This window comes from Photobacterium sp. GB-50 (assembly GCF_003026755.1).
Lineage (GTDB): Bacteria > Pseudomonadota > Gammaproteobacteria > Enterobacterales > Vibrionaceae > Photobacterium.
The window spans coordinates 1-24,445 of the sequence record NZ_PYNX01000006.1 but is presented as its reverse complement, the minus strand read 5'-3'; the positions used below and the strand labels follow the sequence as shown (position 1 = coordinate 24,445).

Below are 24,445 nucleotides of genomic sequence, written 5' to 3'. Positions count from 1 at the left end.
TACTGCGCATTTAATTATTTATTTGTTGAGCTTGATGAAGAGTATGAAAAAATCGCATAAGGATTTGCTTCACTGGTGTTATTCCAGACAAATCCTGTTGTATTATCAAGCATTAATACTAGATGAGGTTGCTCGTACACTAAGTAACTAAAAAAAGGTTTATTATTTTGAAAACCTTGTTCAACTAAACTACTATGCTTTAAAGCGAGTGATTTCTTTTCATCAAAATTTACACTTGGTTGATAAGACCAGTGAAACATTTCAGGTTCAATTTTCACCGTTTTCAAAAACTGAGAACCTTTATCATACAATATTGCTTTGGCTGCGCTGATAGAGAGAGGGTGAAACATGCCACTCTCTTTCTCTTGAATAAAAGACATCATTGAATAATTAAAGATGCCGTTTTTATTTGTTGGAGTAAGAAAGAGATGCGTAACCTTTGATTGAATACCTGATTTATCAATATATGACGTGTAGGCAATTGACGTTGGTTCTTGCGTATTCTCAGTATGAATAATCGGTGTACCGTGATAGTTCTTTTTATTGTTAACGACAATATCAGCAAATGTCGACCACTCATTTGGTACTATTTTATAGCTAAAATCACTATTCTTTTTACAAACTTTATTGCTGTCTACCGTGCACCATGCCGCAGAATAAAAACTATCTGTCTTATAAAGATAGACTCGTTGATTTTTAGTCGTAATTGAGCCGAACTTATTAACTTGTTGATTAATAATCTCTTTTACTTTACCCCGTAGATCTGCGAGATCTTCAGCATTTGACGCTATATAAGTAAAATCATTGCTACCAACTCGATCTTTATCAATTAAATAGTATTTTGGCGATCCAGAATAAGGATATTTCATCCAAGCGATTCCACTGATAATCACCACTAAACTAATGGCGGAAAGAGCGATTGTTTTTTTTCCGATTTTCTTTAATGGAGATAAACGTTGAGAGTCTGATAAATCAACCGTCTCTCGAGTGAATTCTCGAATTTGATAACCGACACGTGGCAATGTTTCTATTACATCACCTTTTTTTTCTTCATTCAGCTTCACACGTAGAGCGCGAATGACTTGAAATAAAGAAGCTTCAGTTACAATGCGATCGGGCCAACCTACATTTAAGAGTTCATTTTTTGTTACGGGTTTACCATAATTATCTATGAGATACGATAAAATGTATTGCTCAGATAAGTTTAACTTGAGCGTAGATTCTGGTGTTTTAAGAACGCCTTGGCTCTCTACATAACACACATTTGTCTGGAATCTTATCTGCTCAGTATTTGGCATCCATGAACCTCTAACTATTGAAATCATTCAATTTTGTATAATATCACGAAGTTATGTAAAACTGCTGCATTAAGTTTGCATTGAGCATTTTAAATTGTTGCAACTTTTTAATTAAGAGGGGATTTAACCGTAGAGTATGATTAGTAAAATGAAAACAATATCAGCAGTCAAAAAGACAAATTGAGGCGTTGAATATCATTTTATAAATTGATGTTATGCTTATTCCTTTGTTATCTTGATTACATTCGCACTTCATTTTTCCAACAAAAAAAGGAGCAGCAAATGCTACTCCTTATGTTCTATAGTTATAAAAATATAACTACTTTTGAAAGATCATATTGAATTCACGTTTCATTGGTGGATTTTGACGTGCTTTCTTAAGTTGCTTACACATATCTTTCACACAGCTATGAAGAACTTTATCAAGTGCAGATGCTTTGTATTCTGCTTGCTCTTCAGCACTCATGTCTTCAGGGAACGTTGTACCTTGCATTTCACTTAGGAAATCAACACCTGAGTAGCTTTGGCTTAGTGCAACTAGAGCATGAAATTGCTCGAAGTTATCTAATACATTTTGCGCACTTGCAGGCAGTGAATTCCATGCTTCGCGTGTACTTGGCTCAGAAACTTTGTAGACATTAACTAGCATATCAATAAGTTCTGCTGGTACTTTCTCAAATTTTACAACTTGACGAAGTTCTGGTGAACAGTCTTCTAGCGTTAACGTTTCTTCTTCAACGATTTGATCATCGTTTTTGTTCATCTCAGACATGGCTTTTTCCTACAGCATAAGTTTAAGGAGGAGAATCCTATATTTCTAACGTCAAATGTCAATATATCATGTAGAGAACAGTAATAAATCGATGTTTTACCTTGATGTGATTATTGTCCCATCATGCTTAAAAAGCTTGTTTTCATCTCAACTATTGATCCATTGTAAGCCTAAATTAAATTAGGCATGTAAAATGCTTAATAACTTAGACTAAAAATACTCTTAAGGTATCTTGATGAAGCCGATGAACATTTTATTAGTTGATGATGTCTTATCTGAACGACTGTATCTTGAACTAAGGTTGAAAAATCTGGGTCATATGGTTAAAGCTTTTTCTTCAGGACAGGATGCACTTAACAGTTATGCTAGCTTTGATCCCGATTTAGTGCTTTTAGATATCTGTATGCCAGATATGCAAGGTACAGAACTTGCACAGAAAATACGTGCGTGTTTTCCTGAATGGGTACCAATTATATTTCTGAGTGCGCATTCAGAGCCTGAACTCATCGCAGAGGCGATTGATAAAGGTGGCGATGATTATCTGATCAAGCCTGTTAATAGCATGGTGCTATCGGCTAAAATTAAAGCTATGCAACGTATATCGGTCATGAGACGCCAATTAAAACAAACCTCAATTCAGCTACAGCAAGCAAATGATCTATTGTCACAGCAAGTCAATGAAGATGGCCTTACTACTTTAGCCAATCGTCGTTATCTCGATCAAAAATTGAGTGAGCTAGTGTCGCTACATGGCCGAAATGGTTTGCCGCTAACGATTATTATGCTTGATGTCGATCACTTCAAATCATTCAATGATCATTATGGTCATATTGAAGGAGATACTATCTTAAAGCTGTTGGCATATCAGTTGAAAACTAAATTCAGCCGTGCGGGAGAAATTTGTGCACGATATGGTGGTGAAGAGTTCGTTATCCTTCTAAGTAATTGTAATAGTCAACAAGCTATCAAAGAGTGTGAACGCTTGAAAGAAGGGATTATCTCTTTAGCAATTAAACATGAATATTCTGATACAGCGAAAATTTTAACCGTGAGCCAAGGTGCTATTTCTTGGATACCTACAGGTTTAGAAAGTATTGAGAATTTATATCAGGAAGTAGATAAGTTGCTTTATCAAGCGAAAGCAAAAGGGCGTAATCATTATGTTGCTGCGGATTACCTTAATCTACCTGTTGATCAAAGTGAAAACTAATATTGTGAGTTAATAGAGTAAGTTATTGTTGTCTGAAAAGCAGACAAACTGTAATTTTACAGCTTGCTGTTGGCATATAACGTGATAATCTCTTGTTAAGAACAAAAATAAAGCTTCAATGTAGTCGTTAATATATCGATATTATCTAATTTTAATGAGTTAGTTTTATAAAGGGTGAAAGATGGGCATGGAAATTAATTTAACGCAAAATCAAGCTCGCGTAATTGGTTGTATGCTTGAAAAAGAAATCACAACTCCAGATCAATACCCATTGACACTTAATGCGTTAACCACGGCATGTAATCAAAAAAGTAGCCGTGAACCTGTTATGTCACTTGATGAAGCAACAGTACTCGACACTGTTGAGGAATTAAAAGCAAAACGTATGGTTGCCGATGTCAGCAGTTTTGGTAGTCGAGTATCGAAATTTCAACATCGCTTCTGTAATACCGAGTTTGGTAGTTTACAATTTACAAAACAAGAGCTCGGAGCAATGATAGTGTTATTACTTCGAGGGCCGCAAACTGCCGGTGAAATTCGTACTCGTACTAATCGGTTGTGTGAATTTACTGACGTACGTGAAGCTGAAGCTGTGTTAACTAAGCTATCAAGTGATGAGAAAGGCCCATATGTTGTAAAACTACCTCGAGAGCCAGGTAAACGTGATTGTCGTTACATGCATTTGCTAAGTGGTCAGATTGATATTTCAGCATATGAAAGTGCAGTACAAGCTGTAACAAGTGGTTCAGGCAATAATGAACGTATTAGCCAACTTGAAAACGATGTAGAAGAATTAAAACAAAAAGTGGCAGAGTTACAGGCAATCATTACTTCATTAACTGAATAGATCTGATTAAATGGATACGTTTAGCATTGTTTTATTGCGCTATTAAACCATCCATGATTGAATACCCACACGAACAGGTTCAGCATTGCTGAACCTGTTTTTGTTTTCATGAGATGAGTATTGGATGAGTAAAGAAACGACAAAAGACGTAACATCTTGGTATGTCTATTTAATCAGAACTTCCTCTAATACGTTATATTGCGGTGTAACGACCGATATAGAGCGTCGGTTTGCAGAGCATCAACACGGTAAAAAAGGTGCAAAGTACCTTAAAGGAAAAGGACCACTCACATTGGCTTGGTCGCAAAAAGTACTCAATAAGCGTGATGCGATGGTGTTTGAATATAAAATAAAAAAAACACTGACTAGAGCACGCAAAGAACAGTTAATAAAAATAAACACTGATCTTTATCTGTTATTTCCGCAAAATTAAGCCGCAGTAACATACAATCCTCATCCGCTGTAAAGCATATTGATAACTAATTGTTTTTAAACAGTTAGCCGAAAGGACAAAAATTTTACTGTTATGCGCGCCAGAAATGGCACTAATTATGTAAGACATAACCTCAACGGAGGGCGTATAACATGCAACAGAATAATAAGGTTTACTATATGGCTACCAATGCCACTATTTACAAAGTACAAATGAACGTGGCAGACATGGATCGACATGTCTATTTAGATCAGCAACATACTATTGCTTGTCATCCATCAGAAACTTTACAACGTTTCATGTTACGCGTCATTGCTTGGGGCTTAAATGCGGATCACAACTTGCAGTTTACAAAAGGTGTAAGTAGTACGGAAGAGCCTGATTTATGGACGAAAAGTTTAATTGACGATATTGAATTATGGGTTGAGCTTGGCTTGCCTGATGAGAAACGTATCCGTAAAGCGTCACATAAATCAGAGAAGGTGATTATTTTTGCTTATGGTGATAATGCAGCTTCTATTTGGTGGCAAGCAAATGAAAGTAAAATCAATGCATTAGATAATGTTTCTGTGGTCTATATTCGCGATGAAGTGTTGAAACAGCTAGAAAGTGTGGTGGAACGTACCATGCAATTACAGCTAACAATCGAAGGTGAACAGGCTTGGTTGAGTGCGGCGAATGCGAACGTAACAATCATCCCTGAATGGTGGAAGCGCTAATTTTAATTATTAAATGTTTCGCTTAACATTGGTTGTATACGAATAATTTACGACATAACCCCGAAGTGGATTAGTAGCGAGTTAAACGTGTCATACCGTAAGTTATAATGTTAAGACCAAACATACTAGGTGACGTAGACGAGTCTATGTCACCTTTTTTTTGCTTGTTTTATGATTTGATTCAGTTTTTATTAGTCGGTGCCTTATATAATAAAGCAGTAACAGCTTTACGTTTTTGTGAGTTGTGATTAATTATGATTATCAATATTGAAACAGTTTTATCAGTATTAAGTGAGTTTCTTATCTTTGTCATTATGCAATCATAACTAAGACGCATTATGCCACTTATCCCTTATTAAAAAACAATATAGGGCTGTATCAACAGCGTGAAATATCAGAGAGTATTCATTCATCTTGCTGCGAATAAGGACGATTTATGCCTAAACGAATTTATGAACTAGCAACCATAATTTGGGATTATCACCAGTTGAGTCATGAGATAGTAAAGAGTGATTGTATCTTTGTGCTAGGAAGTAACGATGAACGTGTCGCTGAGCGAGCGGTAGAACTTTATAAGCAAGGACTTGCACCTTGTATCATTTTCTCTGGTGGCGTCGGTGAGCTAACCGAAGGCTTATTTAACACTTCAGAAGCCGAACATTTTGCAAAAATAGCGCTAGATATGGGGGTGCCAAAAGAGGCGATTTTGATTGAGCCTGAGTCAACCAATACAGGTGAGAATGTCCTTTTTACCCGTCGTTTATTACAGCAAAAAGGGCTGACACCGAGCAGCTTTATTCTCGTTCAAAAGCCTTTTATGGAGCGACGTACACTGGCGACGTTTGAACAACAATGGCCTAACATGAAAGCTATCGTGACATCTCCGGTAATTCGTTTTGATGATTATGCAAATGATACAATCAGTTTTGGTGATTTGATTAACGTGATGGTTGGTGATTTACAGCGTATCCGTTTTTACCCAGAGTTAGGATTCTCAACACCACAACCAATACCTAATGAAGTATGGGATGCGTTTGAGCGTTTAGTCAGTTACGGTTTTGATCAGCATTTATCAGCAGAATTAACAGCAAAAGCGTCTTAATGCTTTTATCGTATAGTATTGGTTAAAGAAGATGAGCTGAGTTGATTTTTATTTAATAACTTATAGTTTAGAAAGTCGTTTAGAAAGCAAAAAGGCGAACAATGAATGTTCGCCTTTTTCTTTGACACTTAAAGTCTATTAAAATGCTTTAGGTGCGTAACCTGTAACTTCTTTTAAACCCATGCTGCGGCCTAAAGCCGTCATAGGGTGAACAACAACTAGGCCTTTAACTGTTTTCTTCAGTTTGCCCATATCTGCTTGTTCAGCTTTAGTTAGTACACGGTTAAAAGCAAGAGACTTAACATCTTTACCTTTGCTACTCACTTCAGATGATTTACGGTGTTTAACGTTTTGAGCTTTTTTATTTAGCTTGGTAAGCTCATCTTTAAACTGTTTGATGATAACTTTGTCATCTCGTTGAATAGCAGCAGCAAGTTTACGCTGGCACTTGTCCATACGGTTATTAAGATTTTGAAGCTCTTGGTTTAAATTCATGTGTTTTCATTACCTTCGTATTTACGCTCGCAATACACCAAATCGCAGTGTTTTCAGCGAGTAGGGTATTGAGTTCTGAATATTATACCTTATATATGCTAAATCGTGAGCAATATCATGAAAGTATTTTTAGTTCTGATAGGGAAACAGACTTAAAAGCAGCACGACTCATCTTTGGTGACATGGTATAGCGCTTATTTTAGCCACTTATCGGACAGTAAACCGTGTTTGTATTGTGGTTCTTTTTTGATAAATATCGACTTACTTAAGAGGTAAGAGTGATGATTAATTGGCCGTGTTTCTTTAAGTTAGAAGGTGATGATGAACTCATTTACCTAGGCTCAGAAAGTGACTTAATGGATGAATGCCAGTCACTTATTTGGAGTGATGCAGATGTTATCGTCGATAGTGATGGTCAACAGTTTACGTTTACTCTTTCCAAAAACAATACGTTTTGCTTTCAAATGCAAGGTGATCCTCTATCATTAGAGGCCGTGACAGCTTTGATTCAAGCCCATGAATTTTCAAAAGCAGAAATGTGTTTAACCAAAATTCAGTTTAGAGCAATAGATGATGCGATTGAATCATTGTCATTTTAACAATAAAAGGTTTGTTTATTTATCAACGCTTAATCGGCCTAATCATTTCTAACCAGAAAGTTAAAACACACCTTTTAGACCTTAGCATCAAGTTTATAAGTACGCCGATATTCACGCGGAGTCATACTCTTATATTGTTTAAACTGGCGGTTAAAATTGGCTTGATTTCGATAACCGACTTGCTCTGCAACATGAGAAATCGGGTCACGGCTTGATACCAATAATTCAGATGCATGGTTTAAGCGAAGTTTCTTCAGATATTGGATAAAGGTTTCATTAAAATGCTGTTCAAATAAGCGATGAATAGTGCTTTCACTGGTACAGATAAAGTTAGCCACATCTTCTAACGTTATAGGTTCAGCGTAATGTTGATCGATAAATGCACACAGACGCTCAATTTTCTCTTTATTACATTGGTCGTGGTTTTTGCTTTCAACATTATGGGAGAGCAAGGTTTGACTGGCTTTATCTTGGCAAAGCGCTTCAAATATATGAATCAAGGCAGCCAATAAGTTAATCGGATCAAAATGTTTTTCATCGATAGCCTCGACGATAGTGATCACCTTTTGAGTCGTCTCTGGGCTAAAAAGTAAGCCTTTCTCTGCGCGTTTTAGTAGCGAGTCAACTTTCCTTAACTCCTGACAACTGAACATCATATTCGCGATCCAGTCTTGCTTAAACCACACCACCAAAGTTTCATAGTCTTTGCTATCAGGAGGGCTAATTGACTCGATACCATGCGGCACATTAGGTGCAATTAAGATCATCGTGGCTTGATCGAAGTCACCTTGGTAATGACCAATATGACAGCGTGAGCGGAAGTTACGGTGGATCAGTAACTCAAATTCTTTCTGGTGATAATGCCAACTGAAATCTTTTACTGGCTCGAGAATTTTTTTAAATCGCCATGAGCAGCCTATACGTTGTGGTACCTTTTCTAATGTCGCTTTCAAATTCCGATCTCCTAAGATTATTTTATCTAAAAAATAAGACCTGATTGAAAAGTATTATTTTCTAGCAATATAGTATCGAAATTATCGCTAAAAATACGTTTGTGATGAAAAAGTACTACTAACTGATAAAAAAGTATCAAAGCTTGTTTGGTGAAAGGATTATTGTATGGCTAAAGGCAAGGTAGGGATAAACAATGAATGTTATCCGTATACTTCATGGTGAAATATAAATTCCCCCTTATATTTCACCTGCCTTATCTATCCTCTAAAAAGGCATACATATATGGTTAATTTCGCTTATTTTCAGCGATTAGGTAAAGCACTGATGCTGCCTATCGCGACATTACCGATAGCAGCGTTATTGCTGCGCTTTGGACAACCCGATTTGTTAGACATCTCTTTTATTGCCAAAGCGGGTAGCAGTATTTTTGATAATCTTCCTTTAATCTTTGCTTTAGGTATTTCGGTAGGTTTATCAAAAGACGGTTCAGGTGCTGCAGCATTAGCTGGGGTTGTGGGTTATTTTATTTTGACGCAAGCGACAACTGCGATTAACCCTGACGTAAAACTAGGATTTTTTGCTGGCATTATCGCCGGTATTATTTCAGGGCATGCTTATAATTATTCCTATCAAGCAAAAATGCCTGATTTCTTAGCGTTTTTCTCAGGGAAGCGATTAACCCCGATTGTTGCTGGATTGTGCTGTTTAATTATGGCTGTCGTATGCGGTGAAGTATGGGTATATGTGCAGCAAGGCATTGATAATTTCAGTGGGTGGATAGCTCATAGTGGCTATATCGGTGAATTTATTTATGGCGTATTAAATCGTGCGTTAATACCTTTAGGTCTACATTACTTCCTACATTCTGTGTTCTGGTTCAGTCTTGGCGAATGTACCAAAGTGTCGTATGAACTCGGTTCATCACTGCATCAGATTTGTTTAAACCCAAGTATTGTTTCACATTTATCAATAGGGCAAATGGTGCCGAATATTGATGGTTCAGTTATTACTAAGATTGCTGATATTACAACCCGTGGTGATTTAAATCGTTTCTTTGCTGGCGACCCAACTGCTGGTGTTTATATGGCGTGGGCATATCCAGTAATGATGGGCGGTTTACCTGGAGCGGCTCTAGCCTTAACGCTAGCATCTCCGAAAAACAAACGTAAGTTAGTCGGTGGAATGTTGTTATCACTTGCTTTTACAGCATTTTTAACCGGTATTACAGAGCCGATTGAATTTAGCTTCCTATTTATCGCGCCAGTTTTATACGGTATTCATGCACTGTTATCTGGTGTATCGATGGTGATTTGTAACTCACTGGGTATCTTACATGGTTTTGGATTCTCAGCTGGATTGATTGATTTTGTTCTCAACTGGGGACTAGCAACGAAGCCATGGTTACTGGTGCCATTAATTGGTGCTTATTTTGTGATTTATTTTGTGATTTTCTACTTTGTTATCAAGGTATTTAAATTACCTACACCTTCAGTTGATGATGACGAAAGTAAAGTATCACAAGAAGTCGGGCTTAATCCTGTGGCTTATATTGAAGCGTTGGGTGGCGAAAGTAATATTATCTCTGTTGATGCGTGTATTACACGACTTCGTTTAGGTGTGAATGACTGTAGTTTATTTGATGAAGAAGCACTTAAAGCCCTTGGTTCAAAAGGTGTAGTGCGGATTGGTAAGAAAAGTGCACAGGTAATTTTAGGTCCTAAAGCGGAATCTATAGCCAATAGTATTAAGGCGACGATGAGTTAAAATTTTGAGTTAATTTTTAAGCTAAAAGGAGTAACTGTCCAACCAGTTACTCCTTTTTTGTTTACTTTTTTCGATTAAATATTCATTTAAATGTCGTCTTAACCATTTGTAGATTGCACAAGGTTTAAGATGGAAGTAGAAATAAGTTTCTTACGCGTTGTCTTGCGCCATCCACTCAGCCACTTGCTTGGTATAGTAACTGACAATTAAATCAGCACCTGCACGTTTGAAGCCTGTTAATGTTTCGTATACCACACGTTTTTCATCAAGCGCACCTGCTAACGCTGCAAATTTGATCCCAGCGTACTCGCCACCGACTTGGTAAACAGCAAGAGGAAGGTGAGTTTCGCGACGAAGATTCGCAACAACATCAAGGTAAGGTGTTCCCGGTTTCACCATTAAAATATCTGCGCCTTCTTCTTCGTCAAGTAATGCTTCTTGTAATGCTTGACGACCATTAGCACAATCCATTTGGTATTCTTTGCGATCACCTGTTAATTCACAATCAACCGCAGTACGGAATGGGCCATAAAATGATGAGGCGAACTTAACCGCATGAGCAAGAATAGCCACATGCTCAAAACCTGCGGCATCTAACCCTTCGCGAATAGCTTTAACTTGACCATCCATCATGGCTGATGGCGCAAGCATATCTGCACCAGCACGGGCTGCCGTAACACTTTGTTTAACTAATAGTTCTAATGTTTCATCGTTTAAAACATGTTCGTTATGGTAAACACCACAGTGACCATGCGTAGTGTATTCACAGAAACAAATATCAGGGATCACCATCATATCTGGGCATGCTGCTTTAATGGTTTTCACCATACGTGCCAGTAAGCCATCATCATTCCATGTATCGCTACCAATCTCATCTTTGGTGTGCGAAATACCAAAAGGCATAACATAACGCACACCCAGTTTATAAAGCGTTTTCACTTCATCTGCCAACAGAGTTTCAGGAATACGTGAGATCCCTGGCATCGTGCTGATAGGCACTTCTTCAGTTAACGTTTCTTCAATAAAGATAGGGTGGATCAGATCGGCTAATTTGAATTCGTGTTCACGAACAAGATCACGCATATTTGCACTGCGACGCATACGACGGATACGTTTTAATGGGGAAGTTAGTGTAGTAGTCATTGGATTATGTCTTTTAATAATAATTAGACATATATCATACAAATATTACAACGCAGATCAAATTTTTATGCAAAGAAAGTAGCTATTACAGCAATGGGAAGGTGAGTAGTTAGAGCGGTCATACTGGATATTTATAACTATTATTATAAAGTTAGAATTTATACTTTTAAGGTACAATTTAGAGAGAAAAAGAAGACATATAGCGATGTTAAATATAAAGAAAGCGAAAATTAGCTTATTCATCTTGTTGGTTTTATGTTTCTTAGTAGCCGGTTTTTTTGCAGGTCAAGCCTATCGTGAACACGCCGATCTTGCGAAAGAAAAATCAGAAGAAGCCGCTATAATAAAAGCGAGACTTGAACGATGGATTGACAATGATAATTGAACCATATAACACAAGTTTGTTTTTTCTTCATATCAGCTTACTTTGTAACATCTTCTCAAGAACGTAAAGGCCAACGATTATTTATAAAAGATAAATGTATTCGATTAGGTATCCCGGTTTTAATCTCATTAGTCGTTATTAATCCATTTATTGATAATGGTTTTATCAATAATTTCACCATTTTTATTAAAACTGGAAATATAGATCTTGGTGTAACATGGTTTTGTTGGACACTAATTGTTTTTTCTATTGTTTACTCAATTGTTGTAAATAATAAAGCTATGGTAGAAGAGCGTATAGATTCACCATTCCCTGCTGTTTTGATAATTATTGTCTTTGCATTTATTTTGATACCTTTAAATAACATATTCTTATACTTACAAAACGTGGGTGGATATAATTTAATGGGCTTCCGTAGCTTGGGTAATTCCCCTGCTTATATAGCCATGTTTTGTTTAGGTATTCAAGCCTATAGATATCAATGGTTAGATAAGCTAACCGTTAAACATGCAAGTGTCGGTATTTGTATATGGCTGTTCGCATTTATTACTATGTTTTACTTACACGCAATTAATAGCGAATACGCTTCATCTTCATATGTGTTGATTAGGGGCTTTACCGCTATCGGTATGTCAATGTGTGTACTTTATGTATTTAAAACTTTTTTCAATAAAAATAATGACTGGACTAAATGGTTATCTAGAACTGCTTTTGCAGCCTATGTTTTTCAAGATATCGCTTTATATTCTGTCGCTAAGATTTATCAGCCCTTGATGACACAAACCCCATTGATTAACTTTGTTGTCGTAGGTATACCAAGCGTGATCATTGCGTTCGCTTAAGCTGGTGTGATTTATAAAAACACCGAAGCTTAAAGAGATATTTTAACTGTCATATTTATGATAAATATACGTATTTCCTTAAATGATTTTCTAAAATTCACTTGATAATTTTCAGACATTTTCATCTGCTTTTGAGACTGAAAATGTTGAAAATCCATATTGTGACATTCGTCATTAGGATTTAATTGCAAGTGGTAATTTGCTTTTGTATTTATTAACAATAAATAAATTATAAATCAAAAGGAAGTGAATATGAAACATAGGATCGGCTTATTATCTTTAGTCCTACTGGTGGGTTGTGGTGGCGGCGGCAGTGGAAGTGATAAAGAAGCAGAGCAGGTAACTGCTGATAAAGTAGAAGTATCAGAACCTGAAAATACAACCTGTGGTAATTTGCCCGAAATGTCGTGTTACCACGATCCGAAAAATTTAACATTAAACTTACACCTTAACCTTATAGAAGCAGAGAATGGAGCTTTAGCATTTAATAAGCTTAATGCGGCAGTTGGGATGCATAGCTCATCGGGGCCAGTGCTAATATCAGGACCTGATAATATTGAAATACGTGTTGGCGGTGCGACTTATACTCCTGAAGCTTCGCACTCTGGATCATCAGCACTTAATTTCAATAATTTACCAATAGAGAAGGCGTATGAGATCTTCTGGTATCGTAACGGCGACATTATCTCGCATACCTATGTTGATGATTTACCGAACGGTATCTATTCTTTTGAATCCACATCTGATGAACAAGCAGATACTCTCACTTTTAAATGGCTTAATTTAGCGAGTGAAGCCAGTAATGCCGGACATATAAATTATTTATCCTGTAATAATGACAATAAAAATAGGGAACTTATCTTTTCATTAAATTCTAACTATGAGAAAAAAATGTCTTCACCATATTCGATAACAGTCAAAGATATGTTTGGTAAAACACTTACTGAATTAAAAAATGAATATGATAAATGTGAAGTATTATTTAAAACATTTACCTCAGATAAATCAATTCAGATTGTTAATTATACCAATGAGGAAATGATTACTCATATTACATATAATCAAGAACATACAGGTGATATTTTTCATTAGCCTTAACTTGAGAGTTATAGGTAGATTGGGGGACGTAATTATCGTTGCCCAATACCAGTAAACAGAATCAACAAAAAACTCTGGCAATTGACAAAGTTGATGAGTTAAAACTACAGGTGCTTTGATCGGGAATGTAATGCACACCATATCAAGATTTTATGAAATATAAATACCTATCGGATCAATAGATAATGTGTTAATGCGAAATCTAGTAAGACTAACAACTACTATTAATAAAGGTGTTTATTTTCAGTGATATAAGAAGAACAGTAAACAAAACCGAACACTGAGGTTAATCTTAATTTTACTTATTATTGCAATATGTTTTCTGGTGTTTTTTCTGGTAAACATTACCGTGAAAAAAATAAGCCGCTATTCAGAAGGTGAGGCTAGAAAAATGGATTGATAACAGTGAGTAAATTGGGTGGGAAATAAACCTATTTATCTTATTGGTATTATAGAATTTATCGAGGATTCAACTTCTACACATAACATGGCGTGATGTTATACATAACATATTATTTATATATGATTACAATTGATTCCAATAAAATACCTGTAATGACAATGTCATAAAACTTTATCATTATATTAATATTGTCAAGCTAAATAATAATTTTCTATTGGGTGTTCGAAGTGGTGATATTTGTTTTAATATTCTTAATTATATTGTTAACTGTATATTAAACTCTGAAGTACTTATATGAACGTTATAAACTTTATTATAAAGGGGTTATGTATCTAACCCCAATATTTTTATAAATCGCGCATAATAATTTCATAATATTCATCGGCTTCATTCATCATTTTACTTACGGTTTCTGCATCCTGTTGAGTAAGGATAATATCCCAAGAACTTTTTTTTGAACGTGTTTTATATATCAAATCAACTCCTGTATTTATTATCTTGAATGAAAGATGATGAAAATCGCCTTTTAGAACTTGTTGATTACCTTCTATCATTACTTCAATATCGCCTGTTGGACTAATGAAAACGTCAACCTCTGAGGTATTATTAGGTAGTTTAAAATGTTTATGTTCAATATACATATTCACTCCTTATATATCTGCCACAAAATTAAATCCAAAATCTATACCAATATTTAATCCTTTTATAACAATAAGTTATTTGTCACATATGTATGGATCCTATGATCTTGCACTTAAAGGGTGAGCTTTTGAACTATTCTGGTGCAGAATTTAAATTTTATTGGACTGCTTTAGGGCTTTTCCACAACCAGGTTTATAGTTAGCGTAAGTTATAATTAAGCCTGATATTACAATGAAAATTGCACCAATGATGGTATATGTTGTTGGAATTTCATTGAAAAGCCAGTAACCAAAAACGCATGAAAACAATATCTGAAAATAGAAGAATGGCGCTACGTGAGAGGCTTCAGCCACGTTCATGGCTTTGATTAAACACAATTGTGACACGATAGTCACAATTGGAATTGTGAGAAAATAGGGTAATGCTGTTAATGTCGGTGTTTTCCAAATATCAGGCTGAGCAATGAGTAGTATTGTTGCAACTGAACCTAAAACAAAAAACGAGTTAATTAAAACAGAAATAAGAGATATTTTTGAGTCGATAGTCTTGGTTATCAGGTTATAGCCAGAGGTCGTTGCTGCAATAAGTAACGGCAATAAATAGACCCAATGCAAGCCATCGACATTAGTGGGATTGATAACAACAACTACGCCAATAAAGCCTAAGATTGTTGCGATAATTTTTGGTAAGGTTAGGGTTTCTTTAAAAAAAATGGCACCACCGAGCATATACGCTACACTGCTCATTTGTACAATAACGATATAGATTTCTAAAGGGATATATTTTAAAGAGATCACCGAAACTACAGCACAGGTTAGGAACATCGCAGCACGGATCAATAATTTACCGTTGGTGGCCAGTATTGCGGTTTTCGTCTGTTTTGGCATAAAAAGCAGCATAAATACAAACGGGATCGCAAAGCGGAAAAATACCATTTGAACGGGATGGTAACCATGCTGTATCAAATACTTATCAGCGCTGTCTTTAATAGTAAGTGATAGTGTCGCAATAATGATTAAGAGTGCGCCAAGCATATTATTGTATTGAGGTTTCATGATGTTCTAGCCATTTTGCTAAACGTTCTGTATACATATCAAAAAGTAATTATAAAGAGGTATGCTGAACCAGAAAGAAACCAGATGTGAAAATACTTGGATAAAAGCGAGATTTTAACTATTAGGTTACGCCATTGAAAAAAATTGATCAGTTAAAGCTATTACTATCTGTTGTCTATATCAGTATAGCGCCTAAGAATTTAACTCATTCTAATAGGAGAATGAAATCTTGGGAGACGGTTCTCGCTCTCACTATACCCTTTCAGATGGTACTTTTAACCATTAACATCATCCTAGAGAGTTTTTTTAGCGTTCATATTCCTATTGAATTGATGTTTGTTTTGATAGGGGCTGCTACTATTGGACCTGCATTGATGATTAATCATATTGTCAGTAAAATCGATAATGTAAAAAAAGCATGGAACTACATCGAAATAGATAAAGCAGACCGCAAAGAGACAGTCTTTTTTATCGGTGCGTTTTACTTTATTACTCCAATCATTTCGTTATTGCTTATCGTAGGGCTGGTAATTTGGCTTAAATGATCAATCCATAAACGTGCCTTTTACTTTATAAAAAGATAAAGTGTCAGCGATATTTTCACTACTCCCTAATATGCCTATAATTATACAGAACATGGTAATGATTTTACTTATGGTGTAACACTTGTTGGTACACTAGTACCAAATTCTCACATGACAAATAAAACAGTCATTTATCAAACATTCAGTAAAAATGCGATTGATGTAATAACCCAATAAATTAATGGTTGGAACGCGCCAACTGTTGTTGAAGTAAATGATATTGGAAAAGATTATAATATTACGGTTCAGAATTTAACGGTAAATAATATTACCTTAAACTCTGATTCGGACTGTAATCGATTAATAAAACCATTTAATGTTTGTCAATTAAGCTTTAGCGTTAATAATGAAAAAGATGCTTTTATTGAGTTAGGCTCTTTAGGTAATTCACTAAAAGTGAATGTTGTTAATAAGACCAAATCTGATGATTTGATTCCATATGATAATGATAAGAAAAATGATTCAAGAGAACGGGCGACTTAATTCCATATCATCATGACAATAACGATAATTATAATGGTGGCGGTGGCGGCAGTCTTAATTTTATAGTTCTTTTTCTGCTATTTGGTACAGTTTTTAGTGCGTAAACGTAGAGTTAGTAGGCAACTAAAAATAATTTAAAGGTCACTTAGGTGGCCTTTTTTAATGGCTACATAATACAAAATTAATTCTCACCAAGATATTGCATGTAACACACTCAGTAAAACCTTGTATGAAAAATAGCCAGTGGTGTTTTTTGTTGCTCGCAAGATAATATCCTTTTTTGGAGGTGAAACAGGTGATTTACACATTATCTCTCAATGTGTTATGCGATAAATGGATGTAAATTTAGTTGTTTACTCTAAATGATCGATGTTGCACTTTTGTAAATAAATGCTTTGAATTGTTATGTTGTTGTGTATTATGCACTGGCTCGGCAGCAAAATAGTGTTATTAGTCACTATCAAATTATAAAAATACAACATAACAATCGGAGATGAGCAATGGATAAATCGCTCTCAAAAAAGATCTTTGTCGGTCTTTTTGCAGGTCTAATAATCGGCACAGCAATCCAATATATTTTTAATGATATCGCACTCTTTGATACTTACTTATTAGGGGCAGCAGAAGGGGCTGGGGGGATGTTTGTATCCCTAATCAAATTGCTTGTTGTACCTTTAGTTTTTGTGTCTATTGTCTGCGGTATCGTGGAGCTAAAAGATGTTAAAGCTTTTGGTCGTCTTGGTGGTAAAACTTTTGCGCTTTACATTATTAATACCATTATTGCGATCAGTGCTGCGTTAGCTGTAGGTATGATTTTCCAACCGGGTAAAGGCGCGAATTTAGCAGGAAGCGTGTCTGAATCCGTTAAACTTACAACAACAGAAACGCCTAATATCTTTGATTTAGTGGTGAATATCGTACCAAGTAACCCAGTTCAAGCTTTTGCTAATGGTGACATGTTACAAATCATCTTTATGGCAATTTTAACGGGGCTTGCGATTCAAGCATTAGATTCACGTGGTGGTCCAGCTATTCGTACCTTTAAAGTAGCTAACGAAATTATGATGAAGCTGGTTGGCTTAGTGATGAGTCTTGCGCCATACGGTGTATTCGCGCTAATGATCCAATTAGGGGCAACACTGGATTCACATACGCTGTTATCTGTTGCAGGTTACGTAGCGTTAGTTGTTAGCATGTTGGTGTTCTGGATCTTCATTTTCTATCCAATGGCTGTAAGCATTGCAACGGGTACATCACCTAAGACATTTTTGCGTGCAACACGTGAGCAGGTTTTATTCTCGCTATCAACAGCAAGTTCAAATGCAACCATCCCAGTTACCATGCGAACCCTAACGGAAAAGTTAAACGTTTCGAAATCTGTTGCAGGTTTTGGTGTACCACTAGGCGCCACAATGAACATGTCAGGCGTATCTATTTATATTGCACTAGCAACCATCTTTGTGGCTAACGCATTTGGTCAACCTATTAACTCTTCAGATATTGTGACATTAGGTTTAACTATCTTGCTACTGTCTGTGGGCGCGGGTGGTGTACCGGGTGGCGGTATCGTGATGGTAGGTGTATTGCTTAACCAATTAGGACTACCTGCAGAAGGTTTAGCTATTGTTGCAGCTGTTGACCGTATTAACGATATGTTCTGTACGTCATCTAATGTAGTTGGGGATACGGCAGTAAATACCATTGTTGCTAAAACCGAAGGTGCTATTGAAGAGCCAGTAAATGCAGAAGTAAATCCTGCTTAAACGAAATTAACACAATGATAAAGCGGAGCTTAGGCTCCGCTTTTTTATAGTTGATGATTGATAATTCGGATTTTATAACTACTTACTGTTTATCTTTCCGTTCCCGTAAATCAATTTTTTCAACTTATTACATCGATTATTCAACTAAAATCAATCCAAGCGACTCTGAATAAAGCTGTAAAACAACTTGGTAATAAAATAGGCTACTGTGTTGAATTCGTTATAGTGAAAGTGCGTTTTTAACTGTGGTTTCAAATTCTTCTTGGGTTTGCTTATTCAATGTATCACTGAAGTAAACCGAGTCTTCACCAACAGGAACTCGTGCATCTGTAATTTTACCTTCGGCGACTGACAGTATGGCATCAGCGACTAAATCTGGTGAAGGTCCATTGTTGATCATATCTACAAGTTGAGGGAGAAGGGCGCTCGCTTGAGTGGCATAAGGCGTATCTTCACTTGTTGTTTTAGTGTTCGCTTTAAGCCCATTTTTTACAAATCCAGTTTTGAATAGACCTGGCGCGACCGTATGAACCTTAATACCAAATGGATTTAGTTCATAGCGTAACGAATCAGTAATACCCTCAACCGCATACTTGCTTGAGTTGTAATGAGTTAACAGTGGAAGACCCATCTTACCTAAGAACGAGCCAACGTTAATGATCATACCGCTTTCGGCTTCACGCATGAATGGAATTACTGCACGACAAGTTCTGAACACACCAAATACGTTTACATTGTATTGGAGTATGAGTTCTTCATCAGTCCCTTCTTCAACACTAGAAACGAGGCCATAACCCGCATTATTAACGAGAATATCAATTTTACCGCTATCTTTGACAATAGATTCAATAGCCGAATTGACGCTATCAGTATTTGTTACATCACAGATAACCGGCGTAATAGTTAGGTCATTAACAGTAAAATCATTTTTTAATGTCTCTCCAGTTTCAGCATTACGAACTCCTCCGTAAACTTTATATCCTTTTGCCGCAAAAAGTTTTGCTGTAGATAAGCCCATACCTGAATTTGAACCTGTAATAAATACCGTTTTCTTATTCATTTTAATATTTCCTTAATCTAGGTCAATAAAGTTGCATTTAAAATACACCTTTAAATTTACAGGTGTCAACAGTTTTGAGGTTTGCAGTGATATGGAATGCTGAATAGCGTTGAAAATCATGGTTTAGCCAAAGTCGAGTGAAGCTTTGTTGAATGTATACGGGGGAATAAATTTTACTGTCGTTGCAAAGTCTCTGTGGATTACAAATAAAATATATAACCCATAACTCCCAATAGTTAATTTAATAAATGTCCTTAAATTGATACTTATAGTCTAAATGTCGTTATTGGGTGCTCATTAAACCCATGTAAGATGTTGCTATCACATCGATATGGGGATAACAAAATGTTAAATACTAAAGACATTCGTAATATTGCGATTGTTGCTCATGTTGATCACGGCAAAACGTCACTTGTCGATCAACTATTAAGACAAGCTGATGCATTAACACGTAGAGAAAGCACACAACGATTAGTGATGGACTGTAATGCTCAAGAACAAGAAAGAGGCATCACTATTTTATCGAAAGTCACGGCAATCGACTGGAAAGGGGTAAGAATAAATATTATCGATACGCCTGGACATGCTGATTTCGGTGGCGAAGTTGAACGTGTTATAGATATGGCAAATGCGGTACTTGTTATTGTTGATGCAGTTGAAGGACCGATGCCACAAACACGATTTGTTGCTCAAAAAGCGATAAATAAAGGTTTGAAACTATTGGTTGCAGTGAATAAAGTCGATCGTCCAGAGGCACAGCCAGAAAAGGCAATTGATCAACTTTATGATTTGTTTGTAACGCTAGGTGCTGATTGCGAGCAGCTCGATTTTCCAGCAGTATCATGTTCAGCGAAAGAAGCATTTGCCTATGACACCTTTGGTGAGGCTGATACTGAAAATGGCATGGCGCCATTGTTAGATATGTTAGTTGAAAACGTCGCTTCACCAACGGTAACCGTTGAACAAGAACCAGTTATTCAAATTCATCAACTTGATTACTCAGAATATCTTGGTTTGATTGGGATAGGGCGTGTTATCTCAGGATCCTTTTATCGAGGTCAGAAAGTTGCGGTTAATGCGCCCGGTGAAGATGCACGTTTCTGTCAGATCAAAGAAGTCTATCATCAACAAGGATTAAGTCGTGTTGCCGTTGATTACGGTGTGGCTGGCGATATTATAGCCTTAACAGGGATATCTGATATTGCGATTTCAGATATTGTTACTTCACGTGGCAATGATGTTGAGCTTGAAGCACTAGAAATTGATACGCCGACTGTTTCTGTGAAATTTAGCGTGAATGATTCTCCTTTTTCAGGTCAAGAAGGTAAGGTATTACAATCTCGAGAATTAGCAGAACGCTTGTATCTCGAAGCTTCACACAATGTATCTCTGCATGTTACTGAGGCAGAAGAGGCAGGCGTCTATGAAGTTTCAGGTCGTGGTGAATTACACCTTGGGGTCTTAATTGAGAGTATGCGTCGAGAAGGGTACGAGTTTTCTGTATCTCGCCCGACGATCTTGTTGAAATCCGATGCAGGTAAGACGCAAGAGCCTTACGAGAAATGTTACGTTGATTGCGCCAATGAATTTATGGGCAAGGTTATTGAAGAGATGGCTTACCGTAAAGCACAATTCGAGCATAGTCAGCCATTGGATAATAGTCATCAACGATTATTATTCTTAGGGCCTAAACGTGGATTGTTAGGTATTAGACATACTTTACTAAGTTTGACTGAAGGTTCAGCAAGTATTCATAAGGAAGATGTTGGCTACGGTAAAAAAATCGTGGGAGATATCGGTTGTAGACGTGAAGGCGTACTGGTTTCAAATGGTATTGGCAAAGCTTTAATTTACTCTTTATCTTCGTTACAAGAGCGAGGAAGGTTGATGATTAACCATGGTGATCAGGTTTATCAGGGGCAAATTATTGGAGCAGCCTCTAATGACACCGATTTGTGGGTGAACTGCCGCCAAGGTAAGAACCTCGTTCGGATGTGGAGAACAGTGGCAGATAAAAATTATGCCATGAAAGCCATTATGAATTTCAGTTTAGAGCAAGCGCTAACGTGGATTAATAGTGATGAACTGATTGAGGTAACGCCAAAAGCTATTCGTCTTAGAAAAGCGATGTACAGCTATTAGTTTGTAACAAAACAGGTTTAACCGTTATTGTGCATAAGCATATGTTTTAAAAATAATTCCACTTTAAGCCCAGCGAGTTTTGCTGGGCTTTTTTGTGTCTAACATTTATAGCAATGATTTATTTAATTGTAGAGATAATGCATTGCTTGTTAGGCTATTAATTATTTATTTATCAATGAGTAAGTATTGTTCGAATTTTTCTAATTGCACTGGATTATCGATACCAAAGTGCTGTTTTAATATTTGATGAAAAGACGCGACATCATTGATAAAAGTTTCTGTAACGGCATCGGCGTGAGCTAACTTCAAACGATTATTTAAGAGAATATTATTGCCATGCTCTGTTCTTGCTACGGCAACTACTTGAGTTGTAAATCGTGAGTTGCTATGAGTGGATGCATAATGATTGGCATATTCAATGTCGCCATCACAGACATAACTCATATCTAAGCTATATTGGTTTATCCATTGCTCTTGAACTTTACATTGCAACATCATTCCAAAGAACGCATCTTCGATAAATCGAAAGGTTTGTTTCTCTTCTTTAAGCTCTTGATTAAACGTAATTGGTAGTGGTGCTCTGGGGGTATTTGAGCCAAAACCAGTATCAACAAGCCATTGTTGTTCATTGAAAGTCACAATATTGACTAAATGCCCGCGACCTGATGGATTTTCAGTTAAGTGGACTCTAGCTAACTTTTTCTCCACATTAAATTGAAGCGTTTTAAGTACGCGATTCATTAAGCTATTTAATTCAAAGCAATAGCCACCTCTATTAGAATAAACGAGCTTATTAAAGATTTTATCTTCATCAAGTTCGACAGTACGACCATTGACGATATCAAGATTTTCAAAAGGGATACTGCTATGTTGGTGTTGATGCAGAGCGAATAGAGTCGTTAAATCAGGGGATGTGTTTCCTTGAAAACCGATTTTTTCTAAATAAGCTGATAGCATTTCTTTATTCATATTGGATCTCTAAACTTGTTCTTGCTGAGGGAATGCTTCAATACATTCATTTGTTAAAGCGACTTTGCACCCTCAAGTTAAGTTGAGGTCAAGGGGGAGCTGAATATTATTTACACTTAAGCCATATATTTCATCATTAAGGAAACGGAGCCAAATGTGATGCAGCAAACAATAGAAAGCCAACGCTTAATTTTGAGACCATTTACGCTAACAGATGCTGAACGAGTAGCTAACTTGCTAAGTGATCAAAGAATTTCTGACATGACAGCAAATATACCTTATCCATACTCTGTATCGGATGCACACACTTGGATTCAGGGACATAGCAACATGTTCTTAAGCGGTACAGGTATTGTTTACGCCATCGTTTTAAAACAAACAATGGAAGTCATTGGTACGGTTAGTTTCCCGAAAATAGAAAATGGCGTAGGTGTGCTTGGGTACTGGCTGGGTGTTCCTTTTTGGGGAAATGGTTATGCGACTGAAGCGTCAAGCTTATTAATTTCGTACATGAAAGAGCACTGTGGCTTAACGCAGTTACAAGTAACCCATTTAGCTGATAACGCACGTTCAAGATCGGTTATCAACAAGCTTGGCGTAACCTATAAAGGTAATCAGATAAACCATATGCAAGGAAAAGAGCGTGAGGTTTGTGTTTACCTTTCTACATTATAAGCTCACTTTAATGACACGGTCTGACATTAAAATACATTTGCAAATGTTGTATTGGTAATTATTAAGCTAAATTCTATCAATGACTGATGATATATCACTTAAAAGTAGTTTTGCATCATCGCTTTTCAGCTGTAATAAGGCCATAAAAAGGAGATCAGTGATAACATTCTGTGCGGTTCGCGAAGAAATTGAAGAGCTTCGAAATTGTTTTTCATCGGCAATAGTGTCAATCGTATAGTGGGCTAATTGCCGTAAGGGGCTCTTTTTTATATTTGTTAACGCAATGACTGTCGCGCCTTTGTCGTAAGCTGATTGTGCTGCCATTATTATCTCACGCCGTTTTCCTGAAAATGAAATAGCGATGAGTATGTCGTTTTTCGTTAATGTATTCGCTGTTGCGATTTGCACATGTGTATCTTGTTCAGTGAGTGCAGTAATACCTAATTTTAACAGCTTAAAAGTGAGATCTTTGGCGGTTAATGCTGAACCCCCAATGCCTACAATTTGTATGCGATGCGCTTGATTTAGCCGCTTTACGATAGTTTCAAATTCTGAAAAGTTGATAGCGTTGGTTGTCGCAATCATAGCGTGTGTTTTCTCTTGTATTAACTTTTGTGCAATCGTTATTGAAGAATCATCGCTATGGATCTTGTTATGAATAGGTCTTTTGGGTTCTAGAATGGCATTTTGTTGAGCAAGATCTTCAATAATGGCAAGTTTTAGTGCTGTAAACCCCTTAAAACCAAGCCGTTGAGAAAATTTGATCACACCAGATTGTGAAACACCTACCTTTTTCGCTATATCTTGGCTGACATAGGCACTTAACGAAGCTGGGTCTTCAAGAATAAAGTCTAATATCTTTACTCCATTACTCGATAAGCTACTTCTTTGGTTTTGCATTCTCTCTAAAATACTCATATTTTCCTAATTTTATTGAATTAATTATTCAACGGGACCTAAACATTATTCATTTAACCTGAGTAGAATTAACTATCTGAATAAATAAGT

Annotated in this window: 24 protein-coding genes; 14 read left to right on the top strand and 10 right to left on the bottom strand. The window is 36.5% G+C overall.

Features of this window, described 5'->3' with window-relative positions:
• Window positions 1-14 precede the first annotated feature (14 nt).
• Together C9J41_RS10070 and C9J41_RS10065 are read right to left on the bottom strand one after the other, a co-directional pair.
• Window positions 15-1,298: a winged helix-turn-helix domain-containing protein gene (locus C9J41_RS10070; RefSeq protein WP_107208534.1), complete on the bottom strand. Its 1,284-nt coding sequence runs from the start codon at window positions 1,296-1,298 to the stop codon at window positions 15-17.
• A 319-nt stretch (window positions 1,299-1,617) separates the two neighbouring features.
• Window positions 1,618-2,070: a DUF3069 domain-containing protein gene (locus tag C9J41_RS10065; protein WP_107208535.1), complete on the bottom strand. Its 453-nt coding sequence runs from the start codon at window positions 2,068-2,070 to the stop codon at window positions 1,618-1,620.
• 235 nt (window positions 2,071-2,305) lie between these two features.
• On the opposite strand from C9J41_RS10065, the gene C9J41_RS10060 reads away from it, so the two are divergent.
• From C9J41_RS10060 to C9J41_RS10040, 5 genes are all read left to right on the top strand, one after another.
• Complete coding sequence (locus C9J41_RS10060; RefSeq protein WP_107208536.1) at window positions 2,306-3,280, top strand: diguanylate cyclase; 975 nt, start codon at window positions 2,306-2,308, stop codon at window positions 3,278-3,280.
• A gap of 187 nt (window positions 3,281-3,467) precedes the next feature.
• Entirely contained in the window at window positions 3,468-4,127 is a 660-nt protein-coding gene (locus tag C9J41_RS10055; protein WP_199187080.1) for a YceH family protein, read from the top strand.
• Window positions 4,128-4,251: 124 nt separating this feature from the next.
• Window positions 4,252-4,560 carry a GIY-YIG nuclease family protein gene (locus C9J41_RS10050; protein ID WP_107247164.1) on the top strand — a complete coding sequence of 103 codons (309 nt, stop codon included), beginning with the start codon at window positions 4,252-4,254 and terminating at the stop codon, window positions 4,558-4,560.
• Window positions 4,561-4,739: 179 nt separating this feature from the next.
• Window positions 4,740-5,279 carry a YaeQ family protein gene (locus tag C9J41_RS10045; protein WP_199187085.1) on the top strand — a complete coding sequence of 180 codons (540 nt, stop codon included), beginning with the start codon at window positions 4,740-4,742 and terminating at the stop codon, window positions 5,277-5,279.
• A gap of 436 nt (window positions 5,280-5,715) precedes the next feature.
• Complete coding sequence (locus tag C9J41_RS10040; RefSeq protein ID WP_107247165.1) at window positions 5,716-6,381, top strand: YdcF family protein; 666 nt, start codon at window positions 5,716-5,718, stop codon at window positions 6,379-6,381.
• Window positions 6,382-6,519: 138 nt separating this feature from the next.
• Here the strand turns inward: C9J41_RS10040 and C9J41_RS10035 are convergent, their stop codons facing one another.
• Window positions 6,520-6,876, bottom strand: coding sequence for a YibL family ribosome-associated protein (locus C9J41_RS10035; RefSeq protein ID WP_006643799.1), 357 nt, complete (start codon window positions 6,874-6,876; stop codon window positions 6,520-6,522).
• 281 nt (window positions 6,877-7,157) lie between these two features.
• Between C9J41_RS10035 and C9J41_RS10030 the strand changes: the two genes are divergently transcribed.
• A complete protein-coding gene (locus C9J41_RS10030) occupies window positions 7,158-7,475 on the top strand; it encodes a DUF4144 family protein (RefSeq protein ID WP_107247166.1) in 318 nt (105 codons plus the stop codon).
• A 74-nt stretch (window positions 7,476-7,549) separates the two neighbouring features.
• On the opposite strand, the gene C9J41_RS10025 is transcribed toward C9J41_RS10030, so the two are convergent.
• On the bottom strand, window positions 7,550-8,428 hold the full coding sequence (locus C9J41_RS10025) for an AraC family transcriptional regulator (protein ID WP_107208542.1): 879 nt from the start codon (window positions 8,426-8,428) through the stop codon (window positions 7,550-7,552).
• A 283-nt stretch (window positions 8,429-8,711) separates the two neighbouring features.
• Here C9J41_RS10025 and nagE point away from each other — a divergent pair, with 283 nt between their 5' ends.
• Complete coding sequence (gene nagE / locus C9J41_RS10020; RefSeq protein ID WP_107208543.1) at window positions 8,712-10,193, top strand: N-acetylglucosamine-specific PTS transporter subunit IIBC; 1,482 nt, start codon at window positions 8,712-8,714, stop codon at window positions 10,191-10,193.
• A 150-nt stretch (window positions 10,194-10,343) separates the two neighbouring features.
• Here nagE and hemB read toward each other — a convergent pair whose 3' ends face one another.
• Entirely contained in the window at window positions 10,344-11,336 is a 993-nt protein-coding gene (gene hemB / locus C9J41_RS10015) for a porphobilinogen synthase (RefSeq protein ID WP_107208544.1), read from the bottom strand.
• 205 nt (window positions 11,337-11,541) lie between these two features.
• On the opposite strand from hemB, the gene C9J41_RS10010 reads away from it, so the two are divergent.
• The 3 genes from C9J41_RS10010 to C9J41_RS10000 all read left to right on the top strand — a co-directional run bounded on the left by C9J41_RS10010 (window position 11,542) and on the right by C9J41_RS10000 (window position 13,655).
• Complete coding sequence (locus tag C9J41_RS10010) at window positions 11,542-11,721, top strand: delta-aminolevulinic acid dehydratase (RefSeq protein WP_107247169.1); 180 nt, start codon at window positions 11,542-11,544, stop codon at window positions 11,719-11,721.
• Entirely contained in the window at window positions 11,718-12,563 is an 846-nt protein-coding gene (locus C9J41_RS10005; RefSeq protein WP_107294513.1) for an acyltransferase, read from the top strand. Before C9J41_RS10010 ends, C9J41_RS10005 begins: the two co-directional genes overlap by 4 nt.
• Before the next feature lie 252 nt (window positions 12,564-12,815).
• Window positions 12,816-13,655, top strand: a complete 840-nt coding sequence (locus tag C9J41_RS10000) for a hypothetical protein (protein WP_107294512.1) — start codon at window positions 12,816-12,818, stop codon at window positions 13,653-13,655.
• A gap of 756 nt (window positions 13,656-14,411) precedes the next feature.
• Here the strand turns inward: C9J41_RS10000 and C9J41_RS09995 are convergent.
• A complete protein-coding gene (locus tag C9J41_RS09995) occupies window positions 14,412-14,705 on the bottom strand; it encodes a hypothetical protein (RefSeq protein ID WP_107207234.1) in 294 nt (97 codons plus the stop codon).
• A 150-nt stretch (window positions 14,706-14,855) separates the two neighbouring features.
• Window positions 14,856-15,761 (bottom strand): DMT family transporter, encoded by a 906-nt coding sequence (locus C9J41_RS09990; RefSeq protein WP_107294511.1) that lies wholly within the window; start codon window positions 15,759-15,761, stop codon window positions 14,856-14,858.
• 134 nt (window positions 15,762-15,895) lie between these two features.
• Between C9J41_RS09990 and C9J41_RS09985 the strand changes: the two genes are divergently transcribed.
• A complete protein-coding gene (locus C9J41_RS09985; RefSeq protein ID WP_146144064.1) occupies window positions 15,896-16,306 on the top strand; it encodes a hypothetical protein in 411 nt (136 codons plus the stop codon).
• A 1,022-nt stretch (window positions 16,307-17,328) separates the two neighbouring features.
• The gene (locus C9J41_RS09980; protein WP_107207231.1) at window positions 17,329-18,591 is read left to right on the top strand and encodes a dicarboxylate/amino acid:cation symporter; all 1,263 of its coding nucleotides are present in this window, start codon (window positions 17,329-17,331) and stop codon (window positions 18,589-18,591) included.
• A gap of 220 nt (window positions 18,592-18,811) precedes the next feature.
• Here the strand turns inward: C9J41_RS09980 and C9J41_RS09975 are convergent, their stop codons facing one another.
• Window positions 18,812-19,651 (bottom strand): SDR family oxidoreductase, encoded by an 840-nt coding sequence (locus tag C9J41_RS09975; protein ID WP_107287586.1) that lies wholly within the window; start codon window positions 19,649-19,651, stop codon window positions 18,812-18,814.
• Window positions 19,652-19,996: 345 nt separating this feature from the next.
• Between C9J41_RS09975 and C9J41_RS09970 the strand changes: the two genes are divergently transcribed.
• A complete protein-coding gene (locus C9J41_RS09970; protein ID WP_107294510.1) occupies window positions 19,997-21,793 on the top strand; it encodes a GTP-binding protein in 1,797 nt (598 codons plus the stop codon).
• A gap of 165 nt (window positions 21,794-21,958) precedes the next feature.
• Here C9J41_RS09970 and C9J41_RS09965 read toward each other — a convergent pair whose 3' ends face one another.
• Window positions 21,959-22,762, bottom strand: coding sequence for an arylamine N-acetyltransferase (locus C9J41_RS09965; RefSeq protein ID WP_107294509.1), 804 nt, complete (start codon window positions 22,760-22,762; stop codon window positions 21,959-21,961).
• 159 nt (window positions 22,763-22,921) lie between these two features.
• On the opposite strand from C9J41_RS09965, the gene C9J41_RS09960 reads away from it, so the two are divergent.
• Window positions 22,922-23,437 (top strand): GNAT family N-acetyltransferase, encoded by a 516-nt coding sequence (locus C9J41_RS09960; protein ID WP_107207227.1) that lies wholly within the window; start codon window positions 22,922-22,924, stop codon window positions 23,435-23,437.
• Window positions 23,438-23,503: 66 nt separating this feature from the next.
• On the opposite strand, the gene C9J41_RS09955 is transcribed toward C9J41_RS09960, so the two are convergent.
• Window positions 23,504-24,355, bottom strand: coding sequence for an SIS domain-containing protein (locus tag C9J41_RS09955; RefSeq protein ID WP_107294508.1), 852 nt, complete (start codon window positions 24,353-24,355; stop codon window positions 23,504-23,506).
• Window positions 24,356-24,445: the final 90 nt, after the last annotated feature.